This window comes from Sphingopyxis sp. USTB-05, from assembly GCF_023822045.1.
In the GTDB taxonomy this organism is placed as follows: domain Bacteria; phylum Pseudomonadota; class Alphaproteobacteria; order Sphingomonadales; family Sphingomonadaceae; genus Sphingopyxis.
In genome coordinates, this window is the sequence record NZ_CP084712.1 from 4159195 (window position 1) to 4179605 (window position 20411).

Below are 20411 nucleotides of genomic sequence, written 5' to 3' on the forward strand. Positions count from 1 at the left end.
CCAGGCGGCGAGACCAGGATGAGCGCTCACGCAAGCTTCTCGGCAAAGAAGGCACGGGTGCGGCCGTCGGCGAGTTGCGCACCTTCCTCGTCGCGACGATTGCCCATCGTCGCGGCAAAGCCATGGTCTAGCCCCGGATAATCGTGGAGGATGACCTTCGGATGCGGGTCGAGCGCGTCGTGGACCTTCTTTTGCGCGGCATGGTCGACGAAATGGTCCTCGGTTGGGATATGGAGCATCAACGGATTGGCGATCGCATGGCTTTCATTCAGCATCTGGTCGATCATCACGCCATAATAGCCGACCGACGCGTCGATATCGGTGCGCGTCGCCGCCATATAGGCAAGGCGGCCGCCGAGGCAGAAGCCGACGCAGCCGATCTTGTCCGCACCCTGGTCGCGCAGCCAGTGGATTGCGGCTTCGATATCCTTGACGCCGTCGTCGGCGTCATATTGGCCGAAATATCCGAGCGCCTGCTGGAATTCGGCCTCGACATCGGGGCTAAGCTCGACGCCGGGGGCAAACCGCCAGAAAATGTCGGGTGCAATCGCAAGATAACCCTCGGCCGCCCAGTCGTCGCACTTCTTCCGGATGCCTTCGTTGACCCCGAAAATTTCGGGGATGACGATGATCGCGCGCGTGCTGTCGGCGTCGGGGCGCGCGACATAGGCGGGAATGTTGCCGGCGCCGTCGAGCGTCGGGATGATAGTGTTGGTCGCGGCCATGTGGGGAGCTCTCCTGTCTCTTGCTTCTTTGCTGGGAAAGCGCAAAGCTAGCGGGGCTATGAGCAGGGCTCAAGCGGCTAACCGGCATTTCGGGGCGGAGACAGGCGATGAAATTCAATATCGAGATCGATTGCACCCCCGAAGAGGCCCGGCGGCTGTTCGGCCTTCCCGATCTTGAGCCGCTGCACGATATCTACCTCGACCGCGTCAAGGAATTGATGGCGAAGGGCATCACGCCCGATATGGTCCAGTCTATGGTCAAGACGTGGGTGCCGATGGGCGGCAGCGGGCTTGAGCTGGTGCAGTCGTTGCTTGGCCAGTTCGGCGGTGGATTGATGGGTGGCGGGTCGAAATCGGCCGACAAGGACGACGACGACAAGGCCGCCAAGGGGCGCAAGAGCTGATCCAAGCCGATGTAAGAGATACGATTTTTGCGCTGTCGAGCGGGATGCCGCCGGCGGCGATCGGTGTCGTACGCGTGAGCGGGCCAGCGGCGGGATCGGCGCTCCGGGCGCTGGCGGGACGATTGCCCGAAGCGCGCCATGCCTCGCTTGCGGCGCTCAAGGATGCGGAGGGTATGCCGCTCGATCGCGCGCTGATCCTGTGGTTCCCCGGTCCAGCGACGGCGACGGGCGAAGACCTCGCCGAACTGCACTTGCATGGCGGGCGTGCGGTGGTCGCGGCAGTCGAAACGGCATTGGGCGCACTGCCGGGCTTGCGGCGCGCCGAACCTGGCGAATTTACACGGCGGGCGTTCGAAAATGGGCAGATCGATCTCGCCGAGGCCGAGGGGCTTGCCGATCTTCTCGCCGCGGAGACCGAGAGTCAGCGGGTGCAGGCGCTTGGCATGGCAAGCGGGCATGTGTCGCGCGCGGTGGAGGGATGGCAGGATCGGCTGCTCGGATTGATGGCGGGCGCCGAGGCCGAGCTCAATTTTGCCGATGAGGATGATGTCGAAGTTGGCGAAAGTGTCGCGCAGCGTTTGATTGCGGGGATGGGGACGCTTTCGGGCGAGATGGACGAATGGCTGGCGCGGCCGGCGGCGGAGGTGATCGCCGAAGGGCTTTCAGTTGTAATCGCGGGTCCGCCGAACGCCGGAAAATCGACCTTGATCAATGCCTTGGCGCAGCGCGAGCTGGCGATTGTCTCGCCGGTGGCCGGGACGACGCGTGACGTGATCGAAACCCCGCTCGCGCTCGACGGCATCGCGATGCGCTTTTCGGATACCGCGGGAATTCGCAGCGAAGGTGCCGATGTTATCGAGGCGATCGGGATCGACCGCGCGAAGGCGGCGGTTGAAGGCGCCGACATCCTGCTTTGGCTTGGGGCGCCGAAAGAAGCGCCCCAACATCCGCGCGCTATCCTGATCGCAGCGCAGGCCGATCGCTGGTCCGGTGATGCGGCGGCAGAGGCCGAAGCGGCGCGCTGCGATCTGGTCCTGTCGGCAACGACGGGCGAGGGGATGGACAGGCTTCATCGCTATATTGTCGACATGGCGCGGACCTTGCTGCCGCGCGAGGGTGAAGCGGCGCTGCGCGAGCGTCAGCGTGTCGCGCTCGCCGAAGCGCGCGATTGGCTCACGATCGAGGTAGGATCACGCGAAGCGCGCGATTTAATCCTGCTCGCCGAACGGCTTAGGCTCGCTGCGACGGCGCTCGACCGGATCACCGGGCGCGCCGGAGTGGAGGATATGCTCGACGCGTTGTTCGGGCGTTTCTGCATCGGGAAATGATGTTCCACGTGAAACATCGCGCCGGTCGCAGCGCGGTGGATTCGATGCGCGCTTTGCGCTAAAGGCCGCCACAATCATGCAGAATGAAGCGATTTTCGATGTCATCGTCGTTGGCGGTGGGCATGCTGGAACCGAGGCTGCGGCGGCCGCAGCGCGGCTTGGTGCGCGTGTCGCGCTCGTCAGTTTCGACCCCTCGCTGATCGGGACGATGTCTTGCAACCCAGCGATCGGTGGGCTGGGCAAGGGGCATCTGATGCGCGAAGTCGACGCGCTCGATGGGTGGATGGCGCGCGCTGCCGACCGCGCCGCAATCCATTACCGGATGCTCAACGCTTCGAAGGGCGCGGCAGTTCAGGGGCCGCGCATTCAGGCTGACCGAAAACTTTATCGCGCGGCGATCCAGAATTTTCTCGCGGCCGAGGACGGCATCGCCGTCGTCGCGGGTGAGGCGGCGGGGCTTCGGCTTTCGGACGAGGGTCGGGTCGAAGGACTCGACCTTGCAGACGGGTCGATGCTGAAAGCCAGCGCGGTCGTGCTCGCAACCGGGACATTCCTTGGCGGCCGACTGTTTCGCGGCGAGGAGCGGATGCAGGGCGGGCGTATCGGTGAAGCCGGCGCACACCGGCTCGCCGAACAATTGCGTGCCGCCGATCTCCCGATGGCGCGGCTCAAGACGGGCACGCCACCGCGGGTTGACGGACGAACGATCGACTGGGCGCGGCTCGACGAGCAACCGTCGGATAGCGCGGAGGGTGCGCGCTGGACCTGTTCCACGTGGAACAGCGAACGCACGGTGTCGCAGGTTTTTTGTGCGATCACGCGCACCAATGCCGAAAGCCATGCGATCATCGCGGCAAATCTCGATCGTTCGCCCTTGTTTACCGGGGCGATCGGCGCAGCGGGTCCGCGCTATTGCCCGTCGATCGAGGACAAGATCCATCGTTTTGCCGATCGCGACGGGCATCAGGTGTTTCTGGAACCCGAAGGGCTCGACAGTTTTCTGGTCTATCCAAACGGGATTTCGACCTCGCTTCCCGCTGACGTGCAGCTCGCGATGCTCCGAACGATGATAGGGCTCGAAACGGTCGACATGGTCGTGCCGGGATATGCGGTCGAATATGACCATATCGATCCGCGTGCGCTCGACCGGACGTTGCAGGTGCGCGCGATGCCGGGACTCTATTGCGCGGGACAGATCAATGGGACGACCGGATATGAGGAGGCGGCGGCGCAGGGCCTGGTCGCTGGCGCAAATGCCGCGCTGGCCGCGCAGGGGCGAGACCCGCTGATCCTCGATCGCAGCGAATCCTATATTGGCGTGATGGTCGATGACCTTGTTCTGCAGGGGGTGACCGAGCCCTATCGTATGCTCACCGCGCGCGCCGAATATCGGCTGCGGCTGCGTGCCGACAATGCTGCTACACGGCTGACGCCGAAAGGGATCGAACTTGGGCTGGTCCGCCCGGCGACTGCGGCGTTGTTTGCGGCGCGACAGGCCGAACGCGCGAAGGCCGAAGCTTTGCTCGACGCGTCCGTCGCAACGGCCGATTATGCCGCCGTCGGCCTCGCGCTTCCGGGCGATGGCATCATGCGCAAGCGAATCGACCTGTTGCGCTACCCCGACATGTCGGTCGCACGGCTCGCCGTTCTGGCGCCCGAACTCGATTCGATCGATCCAGCTATCCTGTCGGAGATCGGCGAGGACGCGCATTATGCGCCCTATATCGCGCGGCAGGATGCCGAACTTCGCGCGCTCGCGGCGAATGAAGCGATCGCACTCGATCCCACGCTCGACTATGCGGCGATCGGCGGGCTGTCGCGCGAGATGGTCGAGCGGCTGACGAGGGCGCAGCCCGAGACGCTGGGGCAGGCGGCGCGGATCGACGGAGTGACACCTGCGGCACTGACGGCGATCATGGTGCATAGCCGGCGGCGCGCGGCGTGATCGTAGAAAGCGAAGAGGGCGCACGCGGATGGATCGGCGATAGCTTTGCGCCGACGGCGGACCAGTGGGCGAAGCTCGAACGATTCGTGCAGATGCTCGTCGAAGAAAATGGGCAGCAAAATTTGATCGCGGCGTCGACGATCCCCAATATCTGGGTTCGCCATATAGCCGACAGTGCGCAGCTTCTTTCTTTCGACACGTGTGAGGGCGAGGGGCTCTGGATCGACCTGGGGAGTGGACCGGGGCTGCCGGGTTTGGTCGTCGCGATCCTGAGCGCGCGACCCATGCTGCTTGTCGAATCGCGCAAGCGGCGCTGCGACTTTCTCCGCGCGGTCGCCGCCGAACTTGATCTGGCGCATGTCGAGGTTGCCGAAGCGCCGCTTGAACGTATTGAAACGCGGCCGGCCGCGACGATCAGCGCGCGCGCTTTCGCTCCACTCGACAAGCTGCTCGACTTATCCGCCCGTTTTTCCACCGAATCGACGCGCTGGCTGCTGCCAAAAGGACGAAACGCAGTTAAGGAACTGGCTTTGCTGCCCGAGCCATGGCAGAGAATGTTCCACGTGGAACAGAGCCGTACGGACGCTGAGAGCCAGATTTTGGTCGGCTCCGGAAAAATATCGGCAAAACAGCGAGGAAAGCGATGATCCGCATTGCCGTGGCGAACCAAAAGGGTGGGGTCGGCAAGACGACAACGGCGATCAATCTGGCGACCGCGCTCGCGGCCACCGGCTGGCGCACGCTGATCATCGATCTCGATCCGCAGGGCAATGCGTCGACCGGGCTCGGTATCAAGCAATCGCAACGCGAATGTTCGAGCTATGAATTGCTACGCGGCGACGCGACGCTTGCCGAATGCGCGATTCCGACCGCCGTCCCGCGGCTCGATATCGTCACCGCTACGGTCGACCTGTCGGGCGCCGAGATCGAACTGATCGAATTTCAAGATCGCCTGCACCGCCTGCAACAGGCGCTGTCGAGCGCCGAGGCGGGGCAGTGGGATATCTGCCTGATCGACTGTCCGCCGTCGCTCGGGATGCTGACGCTCAATGCGCTGATTGCGGCCGAATCGCTGATCGTGCCGCTGCAGTGCGAATTTTTCGCGCTCGAGGGGCTCAGCCAGCTCCTCACCACGGTCGAGCGTGTGCGCGAGCGCTTCAACCAGAAATTGTCGATCCTCGGCGTCGCGCTGACGATGTTCGACCGCCGCAACCGGCTGACAGATCAGGTGTCGGATGACGTTCGCGAGGTGCTTGGCCCGGTGGTGTTCGAAACGGTCATCCCTCGCAACGTCCGCCTGTCCGAAGCGCCGAGCCACGGGCTTCCCGCGCTGATCTATGATCACCGCTGCGCCGGATCGGCCGCCTATATCGCGTTGGCGCGTGAGCTGATCGACCGGCTTCCAAACGTCCGCAAGGCTGCATAAATGGCTGATAATAAATACGAAACTGGATCGGAATCGACGCCAGCGCGCAAGCGGCCCTCGGGGCTCGGCCGCGGGCTCAATGCCCTGTTCGGTGATGTTGCCGTCGAGGCCCCGGTGCTGGCGACCCCCGGGGGCGCTGCGAAGGCGGCTGCGCCCGTATCGGGCGATGCCGTGCAGCATGTCGGGGTCGGATCGATTCGTCCGCTCCCCGGTCAGCCGCGCCGCCATTTCGACGAGAATGCGATCGCCGAACTGGCCGATTCGATCGGGCTGCGCGGATTGCTGCAGCCGATCATCGTCCGCCGGTCGCCCGACGGAGACGGCTATCAGCTTGTTGCGGGCGAACGGCGATGGCGCGCAGCGCAGCGTGCCGGGCTGCATCAGATTCCCGCGCTTGTGCGCGAACTCGACGACGCCGCGACCTATGAGATCGCGCTGGTCGAGAATATCCAGCGCCAGGACCTCAACGCGATCGAAGAGGCGAGTGCCTATCGCCGCCTCATCGACGATTTCGGGCATAATCAGGAAGCGCTGGCGAAGCTGGTCGGCAAGTCGCGCAGCCATGTTGCAAATCTGATGCGCCTTCTCGACTTGCCCGAAAGCGTGCAGGCGCTGGTTGGCGACGGATCGCTGGCGATGGGGCATGCGCGCGCGCTGATCGGCGCGGACGACGCCGAAGCGATCGCGCGCCGCGTCGCGAAGGAAGGCCTGTCGGTCCGCGCCGTCGAGGCGTTGGTCCGCGCGAGCAAGGGCGACGATGCGCCGCGCAAGGCGCCGCTTGAATATAAGAGCATGGATGGCGGGCGCGATCCCGATATCGTCGCGGTCGAGCGGCATCTGTCCGAGCTGCTTGGGATTGGCGTTGCCATCCAATATGCGGGCGAGGGCAAGGGGGCGCTGACGCTGAAATTCGCGTCGCTCGACCAGCTCGACATGATTTGCCAGCGGCTTTCGGGCGAGGGGATCTGATTCGCGCCATAACGCGCATCAAAATGTATCAGTCCGGGCCGTCGACGAAAAATCGGGCGGTGCGGCATTCTTCGCTATTCATAGATAGCATATTGATTTCACGATAATATATCGGTCTCCTCCGGCCAGTTCTTGCTGCGTCGTTAACCAATCTTGCTGGCAAAGCCTGAACAGGTCCCTGTCTAAACGAGTCGGCGAATGGGGTGGGATATCCATTCGAAAATTCGACCGAAATTCTTCGGTATCAAGGGACCAAATCATATGCGCAACTTTGGAATGAAGCGCGCCCTTCTGGGCGCCGCGATTGCTGCCCTCGCCATGAACGCCTCGGCGGCGCAGGCGGCGTCGGCCACCGGGACGGCCACGGCCAAGATCCTTCGCCAGATCACGCTCACCAAGACCAGCGACCTGCAATATGCGACGATCATCAGCGGCGCGACGGCTTCGACCGTCGCAGTGTCGACCGCCGGTGCCGCGACCTGCGGCGCGGGCCTGACCTGCACGGGCACGACGACGGCGGGCAGCTATAATGTTCAGGGTACGAACGGCGCCGTCGTGCTCGTTGGCGGCGATTCGACCGTCACGCTCAACGGTTCGCTCGGCGGCACGATGACGTCGACGCTGACCTATTCGTCGCCGAACATCACGCTGAGCCCGACCGGTGGCAGCTTTCAGGTCGGCGGCACGCTGAGCGTGGGCGCCAACCAGGCATCGGGCGACTATTCCGGGACGTTCAACGTCACCGCAAACTACCAATAAGCGTTGGGGGGCCTGGCGGGCCGAGATCCGCCAGCCATTAAAATGGGGTCGACGGGCGCGCGTCCGGCGACCCCTTTTTTCGTCCGGACCACCAGGATCAGAACCCGCCAATTGCGCGATCGAGGCGACCGAATGGCGAAGATATCGGGTCCTGACGCCAGTTGGTTAGCGAAATATCAACCATGTCGGTGCAGGCAGGATGCGACCATCGGGACGGTGTGGGGCCGGCTCCCGGACGATTGTGGGGATCGTATCCAATGCTTCGTTTTTTGAAGGCCTTTGGCCTGTTCACCGCGGCTGCGCTTGGCGCCGTGGTATCGCCCGCGCTGGCGGCGGGCGACCTGCTCGTCGCGCCGACGCGCGTCATACTCGACGGATCGCGCGGGACCGAAGTGGTGTTGAACAATATCGGCAATACGCCTGCAACCTATCGCATCAGCCTTGAGATCAAGCGGATGACGGCCGACGGCGGGCTCGACGAGATTGCCGAGGAGAATGTGACGACTGCGGAGCGCGCCGCGCTCGACATGATCGTCTTCAGCCCGCGCCGCGTCACGCTGCCACCGAACCAGCCGCAGGTCGTGCGCGTCGGTGTGCGTCTTCCCGAAGGAACGCCCCCGGGGGAATATCGCGCGCATATGCTGTTCCGCGCGGTGCCCGATGCGGCGCCGGCGACCGCCGAGCCCAAGCCGGTAAGCGAAGGCGTGTCGATCGCACTCACGCCGATTTACGGGATCACAATTCCGGTGATCGTACGGGTCGGCGATCTCGGCGCAGAAGCGTCGATCGGCGAAGCCTGGGTCAGCGAGACACAGGACGGCCCGGCGTTCAATTTCGACCTTTCGCGCACGGGCAATCGTTCGGTTTATGGCGATATCGAGGTGACACGGCCCGGGCTGGCCGAGCCGCTGCTCGTTGCGCGCGGGATTGCGGTCTATCCGGAAGTCGGCGCGCGCAAGGTATCGCTCCGCGTTCCTGGCGAGTTGGCGGCGAAGCTGAAAGGTCCGGTGCAGATCCGCTACACCGAAGATCGCGAAATCGGCGGCGGCACGATCGACGAGGCCGAGCGGGTGGTGAAATGACGATGTAGGTTGCGGGAGCGGAGCGGGGCGGGATGATGATCCGCGCGGCGCTTTCCCGATGGATGAAGGCGGCGATGGCCGGGTTCGCGCTGGTGGGGCTGCTTCCTGCCGGCGCCGAAGCCGTAGAAAAAAAGCCCGTTTCGATCGCGGGCGACGGCTGGTCGCCGAACGAGGATGACAGCTGGCTGTTCGACATGCGCTCGGGGCAATATCGGGTCGGCGACGGGGTGCGCGGCTATCAGACGCCGCAGGGGATCTGCGTCGATCTGGGCGATGTCGTGCTCGCGCTCGACCTCGCGGTGCGCGTCGACAAAAAGTTGCGCCGCGCAACCGGCTGGGTGTTCGACGAGCGGCGGAGTCTTGCGATAGACCGCGACGCGGGCGAAGTACGCGCGGGAAGCCAGAGCTTTCGCCTGACCGCCACGACGATCCGCGACACGCCTGCGGGGTGGTGCGTCGAATTGGCCAGTCTGAACGAGTGGCTGGGCGTTCCGCTCGCCGCCGATCTGTCGAATGCGGTGCTGCGGATCGACTCGAAGGACAAGCTGCCGTTCCAGCTCGCCGCCGAACGCCGCGCGCGCGCAGCCTCGATCCGCCCGCAGGCCGCTTTCGACCTTGCAAGTCTGCCGCAAGCAGCGCGGCCATATCAGGCATGGGCGATGCCGTCGGTCGATGTCGTCGCGTCGGCGGGTGTGGTCTCGGACAAGCGCGGCGGGTCCTATGTCCAGGGACGTTACGAGATTTTCGCGGCGGGCGAGGTGGCAGGTCAGAGTTTCGACGCGCGGCTGTCATCGGATAATGAGGGGGTGCCCGACAGTTTGCGGATGCGGCTCTATCGTACCGATCCGCAGGGGCGGCTGCTCGGCCCGTTGAGGGCGACGCATTATGGCTTGGGCGATGTCAGCCTGCTCTCGACCGGCATCGTCGCGGCGTCGGCGCCGGGGCGCGGCGCGGTGCTCACCAACCGGCCGATCGAGCGGCCCGACGCCTTCGACAAGACGACCTTTCGCGGCGACTTGCCCGCGGGCTGGGATGCCGAGCTCTATCGCAACGGGCAGCTGCTCGCCTTTACGAGCCCGAACGGCGACGGCCGCTACGAATTTGTCGATGTGCCGCTGCAATATGGCGCGAACCGTTTTGAGATCGTGCTTTACGGACCGCAGGGGCAGATCAGGCGCGAAATCCGGCAGGTGCAGGTGGGAATGGATTCGATCCCGCCACAGCAGACCTGGTATTGGGCGGGGTTCGCGCAGGAAAATGCCGATCTGATCGAGTTCGGAAATCAAAGGCGCGGCGCATTTCGGCGCGGCTGGCGCGGGACGATGGGGCTCGAACGCGGGCTCGACACGCGCACTTCCGCCGCGGCCTATTTCCACAGCCTGATGATCGAGAATGTCCGCTATAATTATGGCGAGGTAGCGCTGCGCCGGTCGATCGGGCCGACCTTGTTGGAGGTGGGCGGAAGCTATGCCGACAATGGAGGTCTGGCGGCGCGCGCGAGCTGGCTTGCGGCATTCGGCGAGACCTATATTCGCGCCGATGCGATGCGCGGGTGGGGCGGGTTTGTTTCGGACCGTTTGATCAATAATATCAACGGTATCTCTTCGGTGTCGATCGACCAGTCGGTCAAGCTGGGGCGGACGGTGCTGCCGCTGCATTTCGACGTGCGGCACGTCGAACGATGGTCGGGGGTGGACAGTCTGGAAGCGAGCGCCCGCGCGTCGGCGAGTTTTCGCGCGCTGACCTTTACCGGGCAGCTCGATTGGAGTCGGACGAAGGTGCCGGTTGGTCCCGATCCGCCTGACAATCTGTCCGCCAGCCTGCTCGCCAACGCCCGCATCGGGCGCGTTCGCGTCCGTGGTGAGGCGCGTTTTGCGCTGTCGGGCGCCAATGCGGATTCGCGCATGACGCTGATCGGCGAATGGGCCGGAAGGGGCGATGCCGAATGGCGCACCGAACTCGGCTATGACCGGGGCCTCGATCGCGCGCGGGCGGGTCTGGGATATACGCGCCGTTTCAATAAGCTGCAGCTTACGGGCTTTGGGGAGGTCGCGAGCGACGGATCGGTCGCGGCATCGCTGGCGCTCGCCTTCAGCTTTGGGCCGAAATCGAACGGCGGCTGGCGCGTTTCGAGCGAGAAGCTCGCGAGCCGCGGACAAGTCGTCGCCGAGGTATGGATGGACGAGAATGGCGACGGGGTCCGCCAGCCCGGCGAAACTGCGTTGCCCGACGTGCCGCTGACCGCTGGCAATGCGTTCGTCGATGCGGCGACCGACAGGGCGGGGTTTGGCGCGATCGACGGCCTTGAACCTTTCCGCCCGGTGATGATCGGGATCGATGCGGGCAGCCTGCCCGACCCCTATGTCCAGCCCGCGTTGCCGGGTGTCGTGGTGACCCCGCGGCCTGGGGTGGCGACGCGCGTGCTGCTGCCCATGGCGGCGGCGGGCGAAATCGAGGGTGTGTTGCGCCGCGACGGCGGCAATCCGGTCGAGGGATTGAGCGTCGAACTGGTCGATGCCGAGGGACGTTTGCGCGCGACGACGATCACCGAATTCGACGGCTATTTCCTGTTCGAGGGCGTCGCTTACGGCCGTTACACGGTGCGGCCGGGCAAGGCGTCGGCGGCGGCGCTGCGGCTCGACGGCGCGCTTGTGCTGAGCGCGGCACCCGGCAAGGCGATGCCGCGGGTGCGGCTGGGGACGGTGGCGCTGAAGCCGCTGAGCCGCGACGTTGCGATACGGGCCGAAGCGCAATCGGGCGGCAACTTGGCCCGCGGTCCGCCGGGCGAGGGGGATGGCGGGTTGTAGTTGTCAGGTTGTTTTGGGGTAGTGAGCGGGCGTTGCGTCAGCCACTTCGTCATCCCGGGCTTGACCCGGGATCCCGCTTTTATTCGCATCCACCGGCCTTCGAAATCAAGCGGGACCCCGGATCAAGTCCGGGGTGACGATGATGGAGAGGTCGGCAACCGCTCGAATGGGGACCTTCGACCGGTATCGATGTGCCTACCCCGCCGTGGTCGGCCGCGTTAGGTCTCGAACTGCGCCCATCACCACAATTGACTTCGTTCAGGCTTCGGACGATATCGGCGGCAACGGGCCGGTGCGGACGCCCGTTCAGGCGGGGTCTTCCGCCCAAGTTCCGCTCCATCCGCTGCATTTTGCGGCGCTCGGAGCGTTAATATGACAACCGATCTTGCCTCAACCCGCCCGTCAGAGCTCAGCCTGGCGGCATTGTTCCTGAAATTCCTGCGTTTCGGATGCTTGGCCTTTGGTGGACCGGTCGCGCAGATAGCGATGATCCGGCAGGCGCTGGTCGACGAGGAGCGCTGGATCGATCCGGGGCGTTTCAACCGGCTGCTCGCGGTGCTGCAGGTCCTGCCCGGGCCGGAGGCGCACGAGCTTTGCGTGCATCTGGGCATGGTCGCGCGCGGCCGGATCGGCGGATTGCTCGCGGGGCTAGGGTTCATGCTGCCGGGGCTGGCGCTGATGCTCGTCGCCGGCTGGCTTTATGTCGAGTGGATCGCGGGCAGGACCGGGTTTGCGGGAATATTGCTCGGCGTGCAGGTCGCGGTGCTGGCGATCATCCTGCGCGCGGTGGTTCGGATCGGGCAGCATATCGTCGAGGATTGGCTGCTCGCGCTGATTGCCGCGGCGAGCTTGCTCGCCACGCTGGCGGGCGTGCCCTTCTGGATTCCGCTCGTTGCCGGGGGCCTCGTCTATGCCGCGGCGCATCGTCCCGCGGTCGCAATAGCGACCCTGATCGCCGCGACGGGCGTCGCGGTGGCGATCGATCTGATGGCTCAGCCCGCGATGTCGGCTGCTTCGGCTGCGACCGCAGCTCCCGTCACGCTCGCGGCGCTGTTTGTCGCGGGGCTGAAGGGTGGGCTGTTGACCTTTGGCGGCGCCTATACCGCGATCCCCTATGTTCGAGCCGATACCGTAGGGCGCGGCTGGATCGGCGACGGGACTTTTCTCGATGGGATCGCGCTGGCGGGCGTGCTTCCGGCGCCGCTGGTCATTTTCGCGACCTTCGTCGGTTATGTTGCGGGGGGTCCGGGCGGCGCGCTGGCGATCACCGCAGGCATGTTCCTGCCGGCCTTCGCCTTTTCGCTGATCCTGTTCGAGCGATTGGAGGCGATTGTCGAGAATCCCGCACTGCACCGCGTTCTCGCCGGCGTTGCCGCGGCGGTGGTCGGCATCATTGCCGCGACGTTCGTCCAGCTGGGGCAAGCAACGGGCGCACGGGTGGCGGATCCCCTGTTTGCGCTGTTACTCTTTGCCGCGGCGCTGGCGGTGGTGTGGCGCGTCAAGGGCGCGTGGGTCACGCCGGCGATCGTCGCGGGCGGGGGGCTTGCGGGGTGGCTCGGGATGGCGGGTTAGGGGTGGGGAGTTGCCGTTGCCCTCTTTGGACATCGCTCGGCTGGATCCGGGATCGGGTCGGCGCAATATTCCAAAGTTCAGGAAAGTTCAGCCCTGTGAGAGCCCTGATTTGCAAGTCGCGGAGTGCTGGATGTGCGCGGCACGTCCGATCATGGTCGCACCCGCAAGCAGGCAGAGACCGCTTTTTGTTCACCGAATGAAAGAGCCGGATTAAAGCTGGCACGGCCGGATAATGTAGGAAAGACCTATTTGAAGGCGATGTTTGTTTTGGGGTGAGAAGCGGGCGATCAGCCACCCACTTCAGTCATCCCGGGCTTGACCCGGGATCCCGCTTTTTGACTCACTCACTGACTTCGATTTCAAGCGGGACCCCGGGTCAAGCCCGGGGTGACGAGGAGAGAATCTGTCCGCTTCCCGTCGAAAGCTGCTGTTTGATCCATTCAGCTCAGCAACGGTTCCAGCGCGTCCCATTCGCGGTCGACGGCGCGGCGGCCGGCGTCGATTGCGGCGCGGATCTTTGCCGGGTTGAATTCGAGCGTTTCGGCGACCTCTTCCTCGGGTTCGATGATGCGGATCGGCGCGAAACGGTAGCGCGCGATCTGGACGTCGAGCGGGCGGAGGATGCGCGCGGCCTGCGCGCCGCCGATGCCTTCGTTCTGGAGCGCGCGGAGCTGGCCCTCGCGCGCCGCGATCAGGTCGTTGATCAGCGCGGCGCCGGCGAGGTCGTTCGCCGACACCTCCGATTGCAATATGTCGACCGCGCGCAGCCCGATCTTGATGAGGTTGGGAAAGGTGCGCACGGGTCCGGGGCGCGGCGCGGGAGAGGCGCGGACCGCGATCACACCGCGCGGATTCATTTCCAGCGCCGAGCTGAGGGGCGTCACATCGCGGACGCCGCCGTCGACCCATTGCTCCTCCGTTCCGTCGCTTGCCCGCGTCTTTAGCGGATCGAAGAAGAGCGGCATCGCGCAGCTTGCATAGACCCAATTGTGGATACCGGGCACACTCTCGTCGATCGTGCGATAGGTGCCGGTGCCCAAGTTGACTACACCAAGGAGCAGCTTGCGCCCGCTCGCGCGGAGTTTTGCGTCGTTCGCGAAGCCCTTGAGCAGCCGTTTGAGCGGCGCGGTGTCGTAAAGCGCATCTTCGCCGAGCAGCCCGCCGACGACGCCGAGCGGGCGCGATTTGTAGATTGAGCTGTTGCCACGAATGGCAAGCCATGTGTCGAGCAGGGCGGGGATATCATCCTGCGCTACGCCGAGCGCCTGAATCGCGCCGGTCGACACGCCCGCGACGATGTCGAGCCGGACCCCGCGATTGACGACGAGTTCGTGGACGACGCCGACCTGAAACGCGCCCTTTGCGCCGCCTCCGCTCAATACGATTGCCAAACCGCCTGCCATATCGCGCCTCCTGGCTGTCGCCAGTTTACCGCAACAGCGCCCGAAGCCCAAGGTTTGAAGCCGCGTTTTCGCGAGAATCGAGGCCCGATGTTAACCACTTTTTATCCATGATTGGCCACAGGGGTAGCGAGCAAGAATTTGCCTGTGGGGAACAATCGAAAATGTCCGAAGCCTTTGGTTCGAAAAGCCGTCCGACGGGCGTCGACGTTGCTATCATCGGCGCGGGGCCGGCGGGGCTTACCGCCGCCTATCAGCTGACACAGCAGGGTTACCATGTGACGGTAATCGAAAAGGACCCGGTCTATGTCGGCGGGATCAGCCGCACGGTCGAGCATGAGGGCTTTCGCTTCGACATCGGGGGACACCGCTTTTTTTCGAAGAGCCGCGAAGTCGTCGACCTGTGGAACGAGATTCTTCCGCATGATTTCATCGAACGCCCGCGGATGAGCCGCATCTATTACGAGGGCAAATTCTATTCCTATCCGCTGCGCGCGTTCGAGGCGCTGTGGAACCTCGGCATCTTTCGCTCGACGCTGTGCATGGTGAGCTATGCGCAGGCCAAACTGTTCCCGAACAAGGCGGTCCGCAGTTTCGAGGACTGGACGATCAACCAGTTCGGGCGGAAGCTCTATTCGATCTTTTTCAAAACCTATACCGAGAAGGTGTGGGGCATGCCGTGCGACGAAATGTCGGCCGACTGGGCGGCGCAGCGTATCAAGGGCTTGTCGCTCGGCGGCGCGGTGATCGACGGCCTGAAGCGCAGCCTCGGGCTCAACAAGAAGCCGAACGATGGAATGGCGACGAAGACGTTGCTCGAAACCTTTCGCTACCCGCGGCTCGGCCCCGGCATGATGTGGGAAGCCGCGCGCGACAAGGTCGTCGCGGGTGGCAACCATGTGCTGATGGGCCATAGCTTCAAGCAGCTGACGCAGGACCAGAAGACAGGGCGCTGGCGGATGACCGCGACCGGTCCCGACGGCGATATCGTGATCGACGCCGCGCATGTCATCAGTTCGGCGCCGATGCGCGAACTGGCGGCACGCATCCATCCGCTGCCCGCGTGCGCGCTGAATGCCGCGCCGAACCTCAAATATCGCGACTTCCTGACCGTTGCGCTCAAGATACGCTCCGAAGACCTGTTCCCCGACAATTGGATCTATATCCACGACAGCAAAGTGCGGGTCGGACGGGTGCAGAATTTCCGAAGCTGGTCGCCCGAAATGGTGCCCGACCCCGAACTGGCGTGCGTCGGGCTCGAATATTTCTGTTTCGAGGGCGACGGACTCTGGGCGTCGAGCGACGAGAAACTGATCGCGCTGGCAACCAAGGAAATGGAAGTTCTGGGCCTTTGCGACCCCGAAGATGTCGTCGGCGGCGCCGTCGTCCGGCAAGAAAAGGCCTATCCGGTTTACGACGATGATTATGCCGCGCATGTCGAGACGATGCGCAGCGAACTCGAGGCGCGCTATCCGACGCTGCACATGGTCGGGCGCAACGGAATGCACCGCTATAATAATCAGGATCACGCGATGATGACCGCGATGCTGACGGTGCGCAACATCGTCGCTGGCGAAAAACTCTATGATATCTGGGGCGTTAACGAGGATGCCGAATATCATGAGAGCGGCACCGAGGGCGAACAGGCGGCACTGGCCTCGGTTCGCGAAGTGCCGGCGCGCGTGGCGAAAGCCGCGTAGGGCCGGGCCGGGGGATCGGCATGCTGCCTGTGACAAAATTGGTCGCGTCGGTGCGGCGCGGCGAAATTCGCTGGCTGAACTATCTGCTCGCCAGCGGGCTTGCGCTCGGCAGCGACGCGGGGCTGTTCCTGTTGTTGCTCGACGCCGGTATGTCGTCGGTGATGGCGTCGGCGACGGGCTATTGCGCCGGGATCCTGGTGCATTGGATGGTGTCGAGCCGGCTCGTCTTTGCCGACGGCGCCGCGGCGCGCGGTACGGGCGAGCGGCATCGCCAGAAGCTGCTGTTTGTCGGATCGGCGCTCGTCGGGCTTACGGTCACCACCGCGATCGTCGGTGGCGGCAGTGCGCTCGGCCTTGATCCTCGGCTCGCGAAGCTCGCCGCGATCGCCGTCAGCTTCCAGACCACATATTTGCTGCGCCGTCATATCGTGTTCCGGACCGCCGCAGCATGAGCGACGCGCGCGCGCTTGCCGCGGGCGCGCCGCCGGCTCGGGCGCCGTCGTCTGATGGGATCATGCTCGGCCCATGGTTCACGCCGGTCCGTATCGCGCTGATCATCTGGGGGCTGATGAGCCTCGTCGCGATCATCGCGAAATGGCACGGCATCGGCGCGCTCGATCTGTCCGACACCGACGATGCCATGCGCATGGCGCAGGTCCGCGACCTGCTCGCCGGGCAAAGCTGGTGGGACCTGTCGCAATATCGCGTCAATCCGGCAGGCGGCGGGGTGCTGATGCACTGGTCGCGTATCGTCGACGCGCCGCTGGCGGCCGGCATCCTGCTGCTGAAGCCGCTGTTCGGACAGGCGATGGCCGAACGGATCGTGATGACCCTATGGCCCCCGCTGCTCGGCGCGGCGCTCAGCGTCGCTTGCGTCCTCGGTTATCGCAATCTCTCCGACCGGCGGATCGCCTATGCCGCGCCGCTCTTCCTGATCATGTCGGGCTATATACTGGTGCAGTTTCGTCCGCTTCGGGTCGACCATCACGGCTGGCAGATTTTCTTCGCGATGCTGATTATGGCGCAGGCGCTGCGCCCCGCGACCTGGCAGGCGGGCGTGCTCGGGGGCATTTTTGCAGCGGCGTTGCTAGCGGTGTCGATCGAAGGATTGCCGATCGTCGCACTGTTCGCGGGGCTTGCCGCGCTGCGCTGGGCACTGGGCGGAGGCGCTGAAGATCGCGCGCGGCTGTGTGGCTATATGGGATCACTGGCAGCCGGAGCGTTGCTGTTACAGTTCGCGACGCGCGGTCCGGTCGGCCTTTCGGGCACATGGTGCGATTCGCTTTCGGCGCCCTATATGGCAGCCTTCGCCGCCGCGGCGGCGGTGACCTTTTCCGCGGCCCGGATCAACCCGGCCCGGGCATCGATCCGCTTCCTGCTGCTCGGCGTTGCGGGCGCTTCGGCGGCGGTCGCGCTGGTGTGGACCGAACCGCAATGCGCGAACGGACCGTTCGCCGCGCTCGATCCGATCGTCGTGAAATATTGGTATCGCAATGTCCTTGAAGGCCAGCCCTTGTGGATGTCGCGCGCGCATGATGTGATCCATGTGCTCGTCCCCTCGGTGATCGGCCTTGCGGGATCGCTGCTTGCGTGGCGGAGCTGCACCCTCGCGGCCGACCGCAGAAACTGGGCGACGATCATCGTCGCGCTGATCGGTGCGGCCGCGCTGTCGCTGTTGGTTCTGCGCAGCGCATCGACCGCGCATCTTTTCGCCTTGCCCGGCTGCGCCTGGCTCGGCGTGCGTGCATGGGTCCGGGCGCGGACGATCACATCGACGGTGCCACGCGTTCTGGCGTCGGTCGCCGCGGTGCTGACGTTGCCGCTGCTCGGCAGCATCGCGGTCGCAGCGGTGCTCGGTCCGCTCGTCCCGTCGCTGAAAGCTGAGGACAAAAAGGCCGAGGCGGACGCTGCGCTCGCAAATCCCTATATGGCCAACTGCCTCGATCCCGCTGCCATCGCCGATTTGGCGGGGCTGCCGACGACGACGATCCTGACCCCGATCGATCTTGGCGCTCCGGTGATTTTCTGGACGCGTCACAGCCTTGTCGCGACGCCGCACCACCGCAACAAAGAGGCGATGGCCGACACAATCCGCATTTTTGCGGACGATCCGGCGAAGGCGGAAGCGCTCGTGCACAAGCAGCAGGCGACGCTGATCGTCTATTGCCGGACGGCGAATGATTTCACCCGATATCGGGGCGCCCGCAAGGATGCGCTCGCGGCGCAGCTTTATGCCGGAAAACCGCCGGCATGGCTCGAGGCCGTGCCGATCGCGTCGCGCGCAGGCCTGTCGGTGTGGCGGGTGAAGCCCCGGTAAGGCGGTCTCAGGCGGGGCGGAAGCGCAATGCCGCGCCGTTCATGCAATATCGCTTGCCCGTGGGCTTCGGCCCATCGTCGAACATATGACCGAGGTGCCCGCCGCAGCGCCGGCAATGCACTTCGGTGCGCGGGTAGCCGAGTTCGCGATCGGTCGCAGTGCCGATTGCGCCCTTGAGGGGGGCCCAGAAGCTGGGCCAGCCGGTGCCGCTGTCGAACTTGGTCTTGCTCGAATAGAGCGGCAGCGCGCAGCCCGCGCAGTCGAAGGTGCCGGCGCGCTTTTCCTTGTCGAGCGGGCTGGTAAAGGCGCGCTCGGTCGCCGCCTCACGTAGCACGCGATACTGAAGCGGGGACAGGCGTTGTTTCCATTCGGCGTCGGAAAGCTGCCAGCCGGCCTGACCTTTCGGGCGCGCGCCGGGCCTGGCGAACAGCATCGGCGCGGCGATCACCGCGCCGCCGAGCGCGAGACCGGACAAGATGGTACGGCGTTCGATCATATCGGGACTCCTTACCCGAAATACGCGCGCCGATCGCGACCGGTTACATCACGCGTCAATATCTTTCGAGTTCGACCTGCATGTGGCGATAGCCGTGGACGAAGCTGGCGTTGACGCGCTCGGGTTCGGAGAGGACGTTCACGCGCAGACGGCGCTTCTGCATTTCGGAGATCAGCGTCGTGAGCTGCAACTCGGCGACGCGCGCGCCGACGCAGCGATGGATGCCATAACCGAAGGCCAGGTGACGACGGGCATTTTCGCGGTCGACGATGATCCGGTCGCCGTCGGGGAAAATCTCCTCGTCCCGGTTCGCCGAGGCGTACCACAGGGCCAGCTTGTCGCGCTTCTTGATCTGGTGACCGAACAGTTCGGTATCTTCCATCGCGGTGCGGCGCATGTGCGCCAGCGGCGTCTGCCAGCGGATGATCTCGTGCATCGCGTTGACTGCGAGGTCGGGATCGTGATTTGCTTCAAGCTTTGCGCGCTCTTCGGGAAAACAGTGAAGGCCATAGGCATAGGCCGACATCGAATTGCGCGTCGTGTCGTTGCCGCCGACGATGAGCAGAATCAGATTCCCCATGAACTCATGCTCGCTCATATGGTTCATCGCGTCGGACTGAAGCATGATCGAGATGAGGTCGTGCTTGCCGGGATTCTTCGCCTTGTGATCCCATAATTCCTTGAACGCCGCACCCATTTCGAACGCCGTCGCGGTGCGCGCATGCCGTAGTTCGGCCGTGTCGAAAGATTCGATGTCGCCGAGCGCGTCGGACCAACGGGTGAGGTTGTGGCGATCGGCCCAGGGGAAATCGAACAGGATCGCGAGCATGTCGGTCGTCAGCTCGATCGAGAGTTTCTCGACCCAGTCAAAGGGCTGACCGACCGGCAGCGTATCGATCAACGCCGCGGTACGCGCGACGGTGTCGGCGCGCATGCGCTCGATCTCCGACGGACCAAAAGCGGGCGCGACAGTGCGGCGCTGCGCAGTATGTTGCGGCGGATCCATCGCGATGAACATCGGCATCGGGATCTCGCCCTCTTTGAGATATTCGACCCCGTCGCCGGCGACGGTGATGCCGCCATATTCCCATGAGGAAGAGAAGATTTTCGGCAGCGCTTCGATATGCTGGATCGGCTTGTAGGTCGTCACCGACCAATAGGGACCGAACTTCGAATCCTCGCAATAATAGATCGGCGATTCGGCCCGCAACTGGCGCATCGGTTCCTGCCAGACATCCTTGCGCCACAGCTCGGCGCGGCTGACGTCCAGCGGGTTGATTTCGGGTTCGACGCGGATCTGGGTGGCCATGGGGTGCTCCTCTCACGGCCGTCTTGTCCGCGGCCAATTGAGTTGCAGAATGCCACTATTTACAGCTTTGTCAACGATGGGGAGGGGGGCTTTGGGGTGGGAAGATTACGCCGCGTCGACATCCCGGACTTGATCCGGAATCCCGCTTCTTTTGACGCAGTTTCCGGATTCG

At 64.5% G+C, this 20411-nt stretch carries 17 protein-coding genes; 13 read left to right on the top strand and 4 right to left on the bottom strand.

Features of this window, described 5'->3' with window-relative positions:
• Positions 1–26: 26 nt before the first annotated feature.
• On the bottom strand, positions 27–725 hold the full coding sequence (locus KEC45_RS19265; protein WP_062186235.1) for a dienelactone hydrolase family protein: 699 nt from the start codon (positions 723–725) through the stop codon (positions 27–29).
• A gap of 107 nt (positions 726–832) precedes the next feature.
• Between KEC45_RS19265 and KEC45_RS19270 the strand changes: the two genes are divergently transcribed.
• The 10 genes from KEC45_RS19270 to chrA all read left to right on the top strand — a co-directional run bounded on the left by KEC45_RS19270 (position 833) and on the right by chrA (position 13017).
• The gene (locus KEC45_RS19270; protein WP_062186233.1) at positions 833–1129 is read left to right on the top strand and encodes a DUF6489 family protein; all 297 of its coding nucleotides are present in this window, start codon (positions 833–835) and stop codon (positions 1127–1129) included.
• Positions 1130–1173: 44 nt separating this feature from the next.
• On the top strand, positions 1174–2457 hold the full coding sequence (gene mnmE, locus KEC45_RS19275) for a tRNA uridine-5-carboxymethylaminomethyl(34) synthesis GTPase MnmE (RefSeq protein ID WP_062186231.1): 1284 nt from the start codon (positions 1174–1176) through the stop codon (positions 2455–2457).
• 76 nt (positions 2458–2533) lie between these two features.
• Positions 2534–4402 (top strand): tRNA uridine-5-carboxymethylaminomethyl(34) synthesis enzyme MnmG, encoded by a 1869-nt coding sequence (gene mnmG, locus KEC45_RS19280; protein WP_252171252.1) that lies wholly within the window; start codon positions 2534–2536, stop codon positions 4400–4402.
• A complete protein-coding gene (gene rsmG / locus KEC45_RS19285; RefSeq protein ID WP_062187029.1) occupies positions 4402–5049 on the top strand; it encodes a 16S rRNA (guanine(527)-N(7))-methyltransferase RsmG in 648 nt (215 codons plus the stop codon). The genes mnmG and rsmG overlap by 1 nt, the downstream gene beginning before the upstream one ends.
• Positions 5046–5828 carry a ParA family protein gene (locus tag KEC45_RS19290; protein WP_062186227.1) on the top strand — a complete coding sequence of 261 codons (783 nt, stop codon included), beginning with the start codon at positions 5046–5048 and terminating at the stop codon, positions 5826–5828. The genes rsmG and KEC45_RS19290 overlap by 4 nt, the downstream gene beginning before the upstream one ends.
• Complete coding sequence (locus KEC45_RS19295; protein ID WP_062186225.1) at positions 5829–6797, top strand: ParB/RepB/Spo0J family partition protein; 969 nt, start codon at positions 5829–5831, stop codon at positions 6795–6797.
• A 261-nt stretch (positions 6798–7058) separates the two neighbouring features.
• A complete protein-coding gene (locus tag KEC45_RS19300; RefSeq protein WP_062187028.1) occupies positions 7059–7556 on the top strand; it encodes a DUF4402 domain-containing protein in 498 nt (165 codons plus the stop codon).
• 257 nt (positions 7557–7813) lie between these two features.
• Positions 7814–8638: a molecular chaperone gene (locus tag KEC45_RS19305; protein WP_252171253.1), complete on the top strand. Its 825-nt coding sequence runs from the start codon at positions 7814–7816 to the stop codon at positions 8636–8638.
• Between the two features lie 32 nt (positions 8639–8670).
• Positions 8671–11445, top strand: coding sequence for a carboxypeptidase-like regulatory domain-containing protein (locus KEC45_RS19310; protein ID WP_238586788.1), 2775 nt, complete (start codon positions 8671–8673; stop codon positions 11443–11445).
• 372 nt (positions 11446–11817) lie between these two features.
• Complete coding sequence (gene chrA / locus KEC45_RS19315; protein ID WP_062186219.1) at positions 11818–13017, top strand: chromate efflux transporter; 1200 nt, start codon at positions 11818–11820, stop codon at positions 13015–13017.
• Between the two features lie 440 nt (positions 13018–13457).
• On the opposite strand, the gene KEC45_RS19320 is transcribed toward chrA, so the two are convergent.
• Positions 13458–14420, bottom strand: coding sequence for a patatin-like phospholipase family protein (locus KEC45_RS19320; RefSeq protein ID WP_252171254.1), 963 nt, complete (start codon positions 14418–14420; stop codon positions 13458–13460).
• Positions 14421–14581: 161 nt separating this feature from the next.
• Between KEC45_RS19320 and KEC45_RS19325 the strand changes: the two genes are divergently transcribed.
• From KEC45_RS19325 to KEC45_RS19335, 3 genes are read left to right on the top strand one after another with little or no spacing between them, the layout of a single operon-like run.
• Positions 14582–16117 carry an NAD(P)/FAD-dependent oxidoreductase gene (locus tag KEC45_RS19325; protein ID WP_062186215.1) on the top strand — a complete coding sequence of 512 codons (1536 nt, stop codon included), beginning with the start codon at positions 14582–14584 and terminating at the stop codon, positions 16115–16117.
• 20 nt (positions 16118–16137) lie between these two features.
• Complete coding sequence (locus tag KEC45_RS19330; RefSeq protein WP_252171255.1) at positions 16138–16569, top strand: GtrA family protein; 432 nt, start codon at positions 16138–16140, stop codon at positions 16567–16569.
• Positions 16566–18434 (top strand): hypothetical protein, encoded by a 1869-nt coding sequence (locus tag KEC45_RS19335; RefSeq protein ID WP_062186211.1) that lies wholly within the window; start codon positions 16566–16568, stop codon positions 18432–18434. Before KEC45_RS19330 ends, KEC45_RS19335 begins: the two co-directional genes overlap by 4 nt.
• Before the next feature lie 7 nt (positions 18435–18441).
• Here the strand turns inward: KEC45_RS19335 and msrB are convergent, their stop codons facing one another.
• Both msrB and KEC45_RS19345 read right to left on the bottom strand, forming a co-directional pair.
• Positions 18442–18930, bottom strand: coding sequence for a peptide-methionine (R)-S-oxide reductase MsrB (msrB, locus tag KEC45_RS19340; RefSeq protein ID WP_062186209.1), 489 nt, complete (start codon positions 18928–18930; stop codon positions 18442–18444).
• Between the two features lie 55 nt (positions 18931–18985).
• A complete protein-coding gene (locus KEC45_RS19345) occupies positions 18986–20239 on the bottom strand; it encodes a cytochrome P450 (protein WP_062186207.1) in 1254 nt (417 codons plus the stop codon).
• Positions 20240–20411 lie beyond the last annotated feature (172 nt).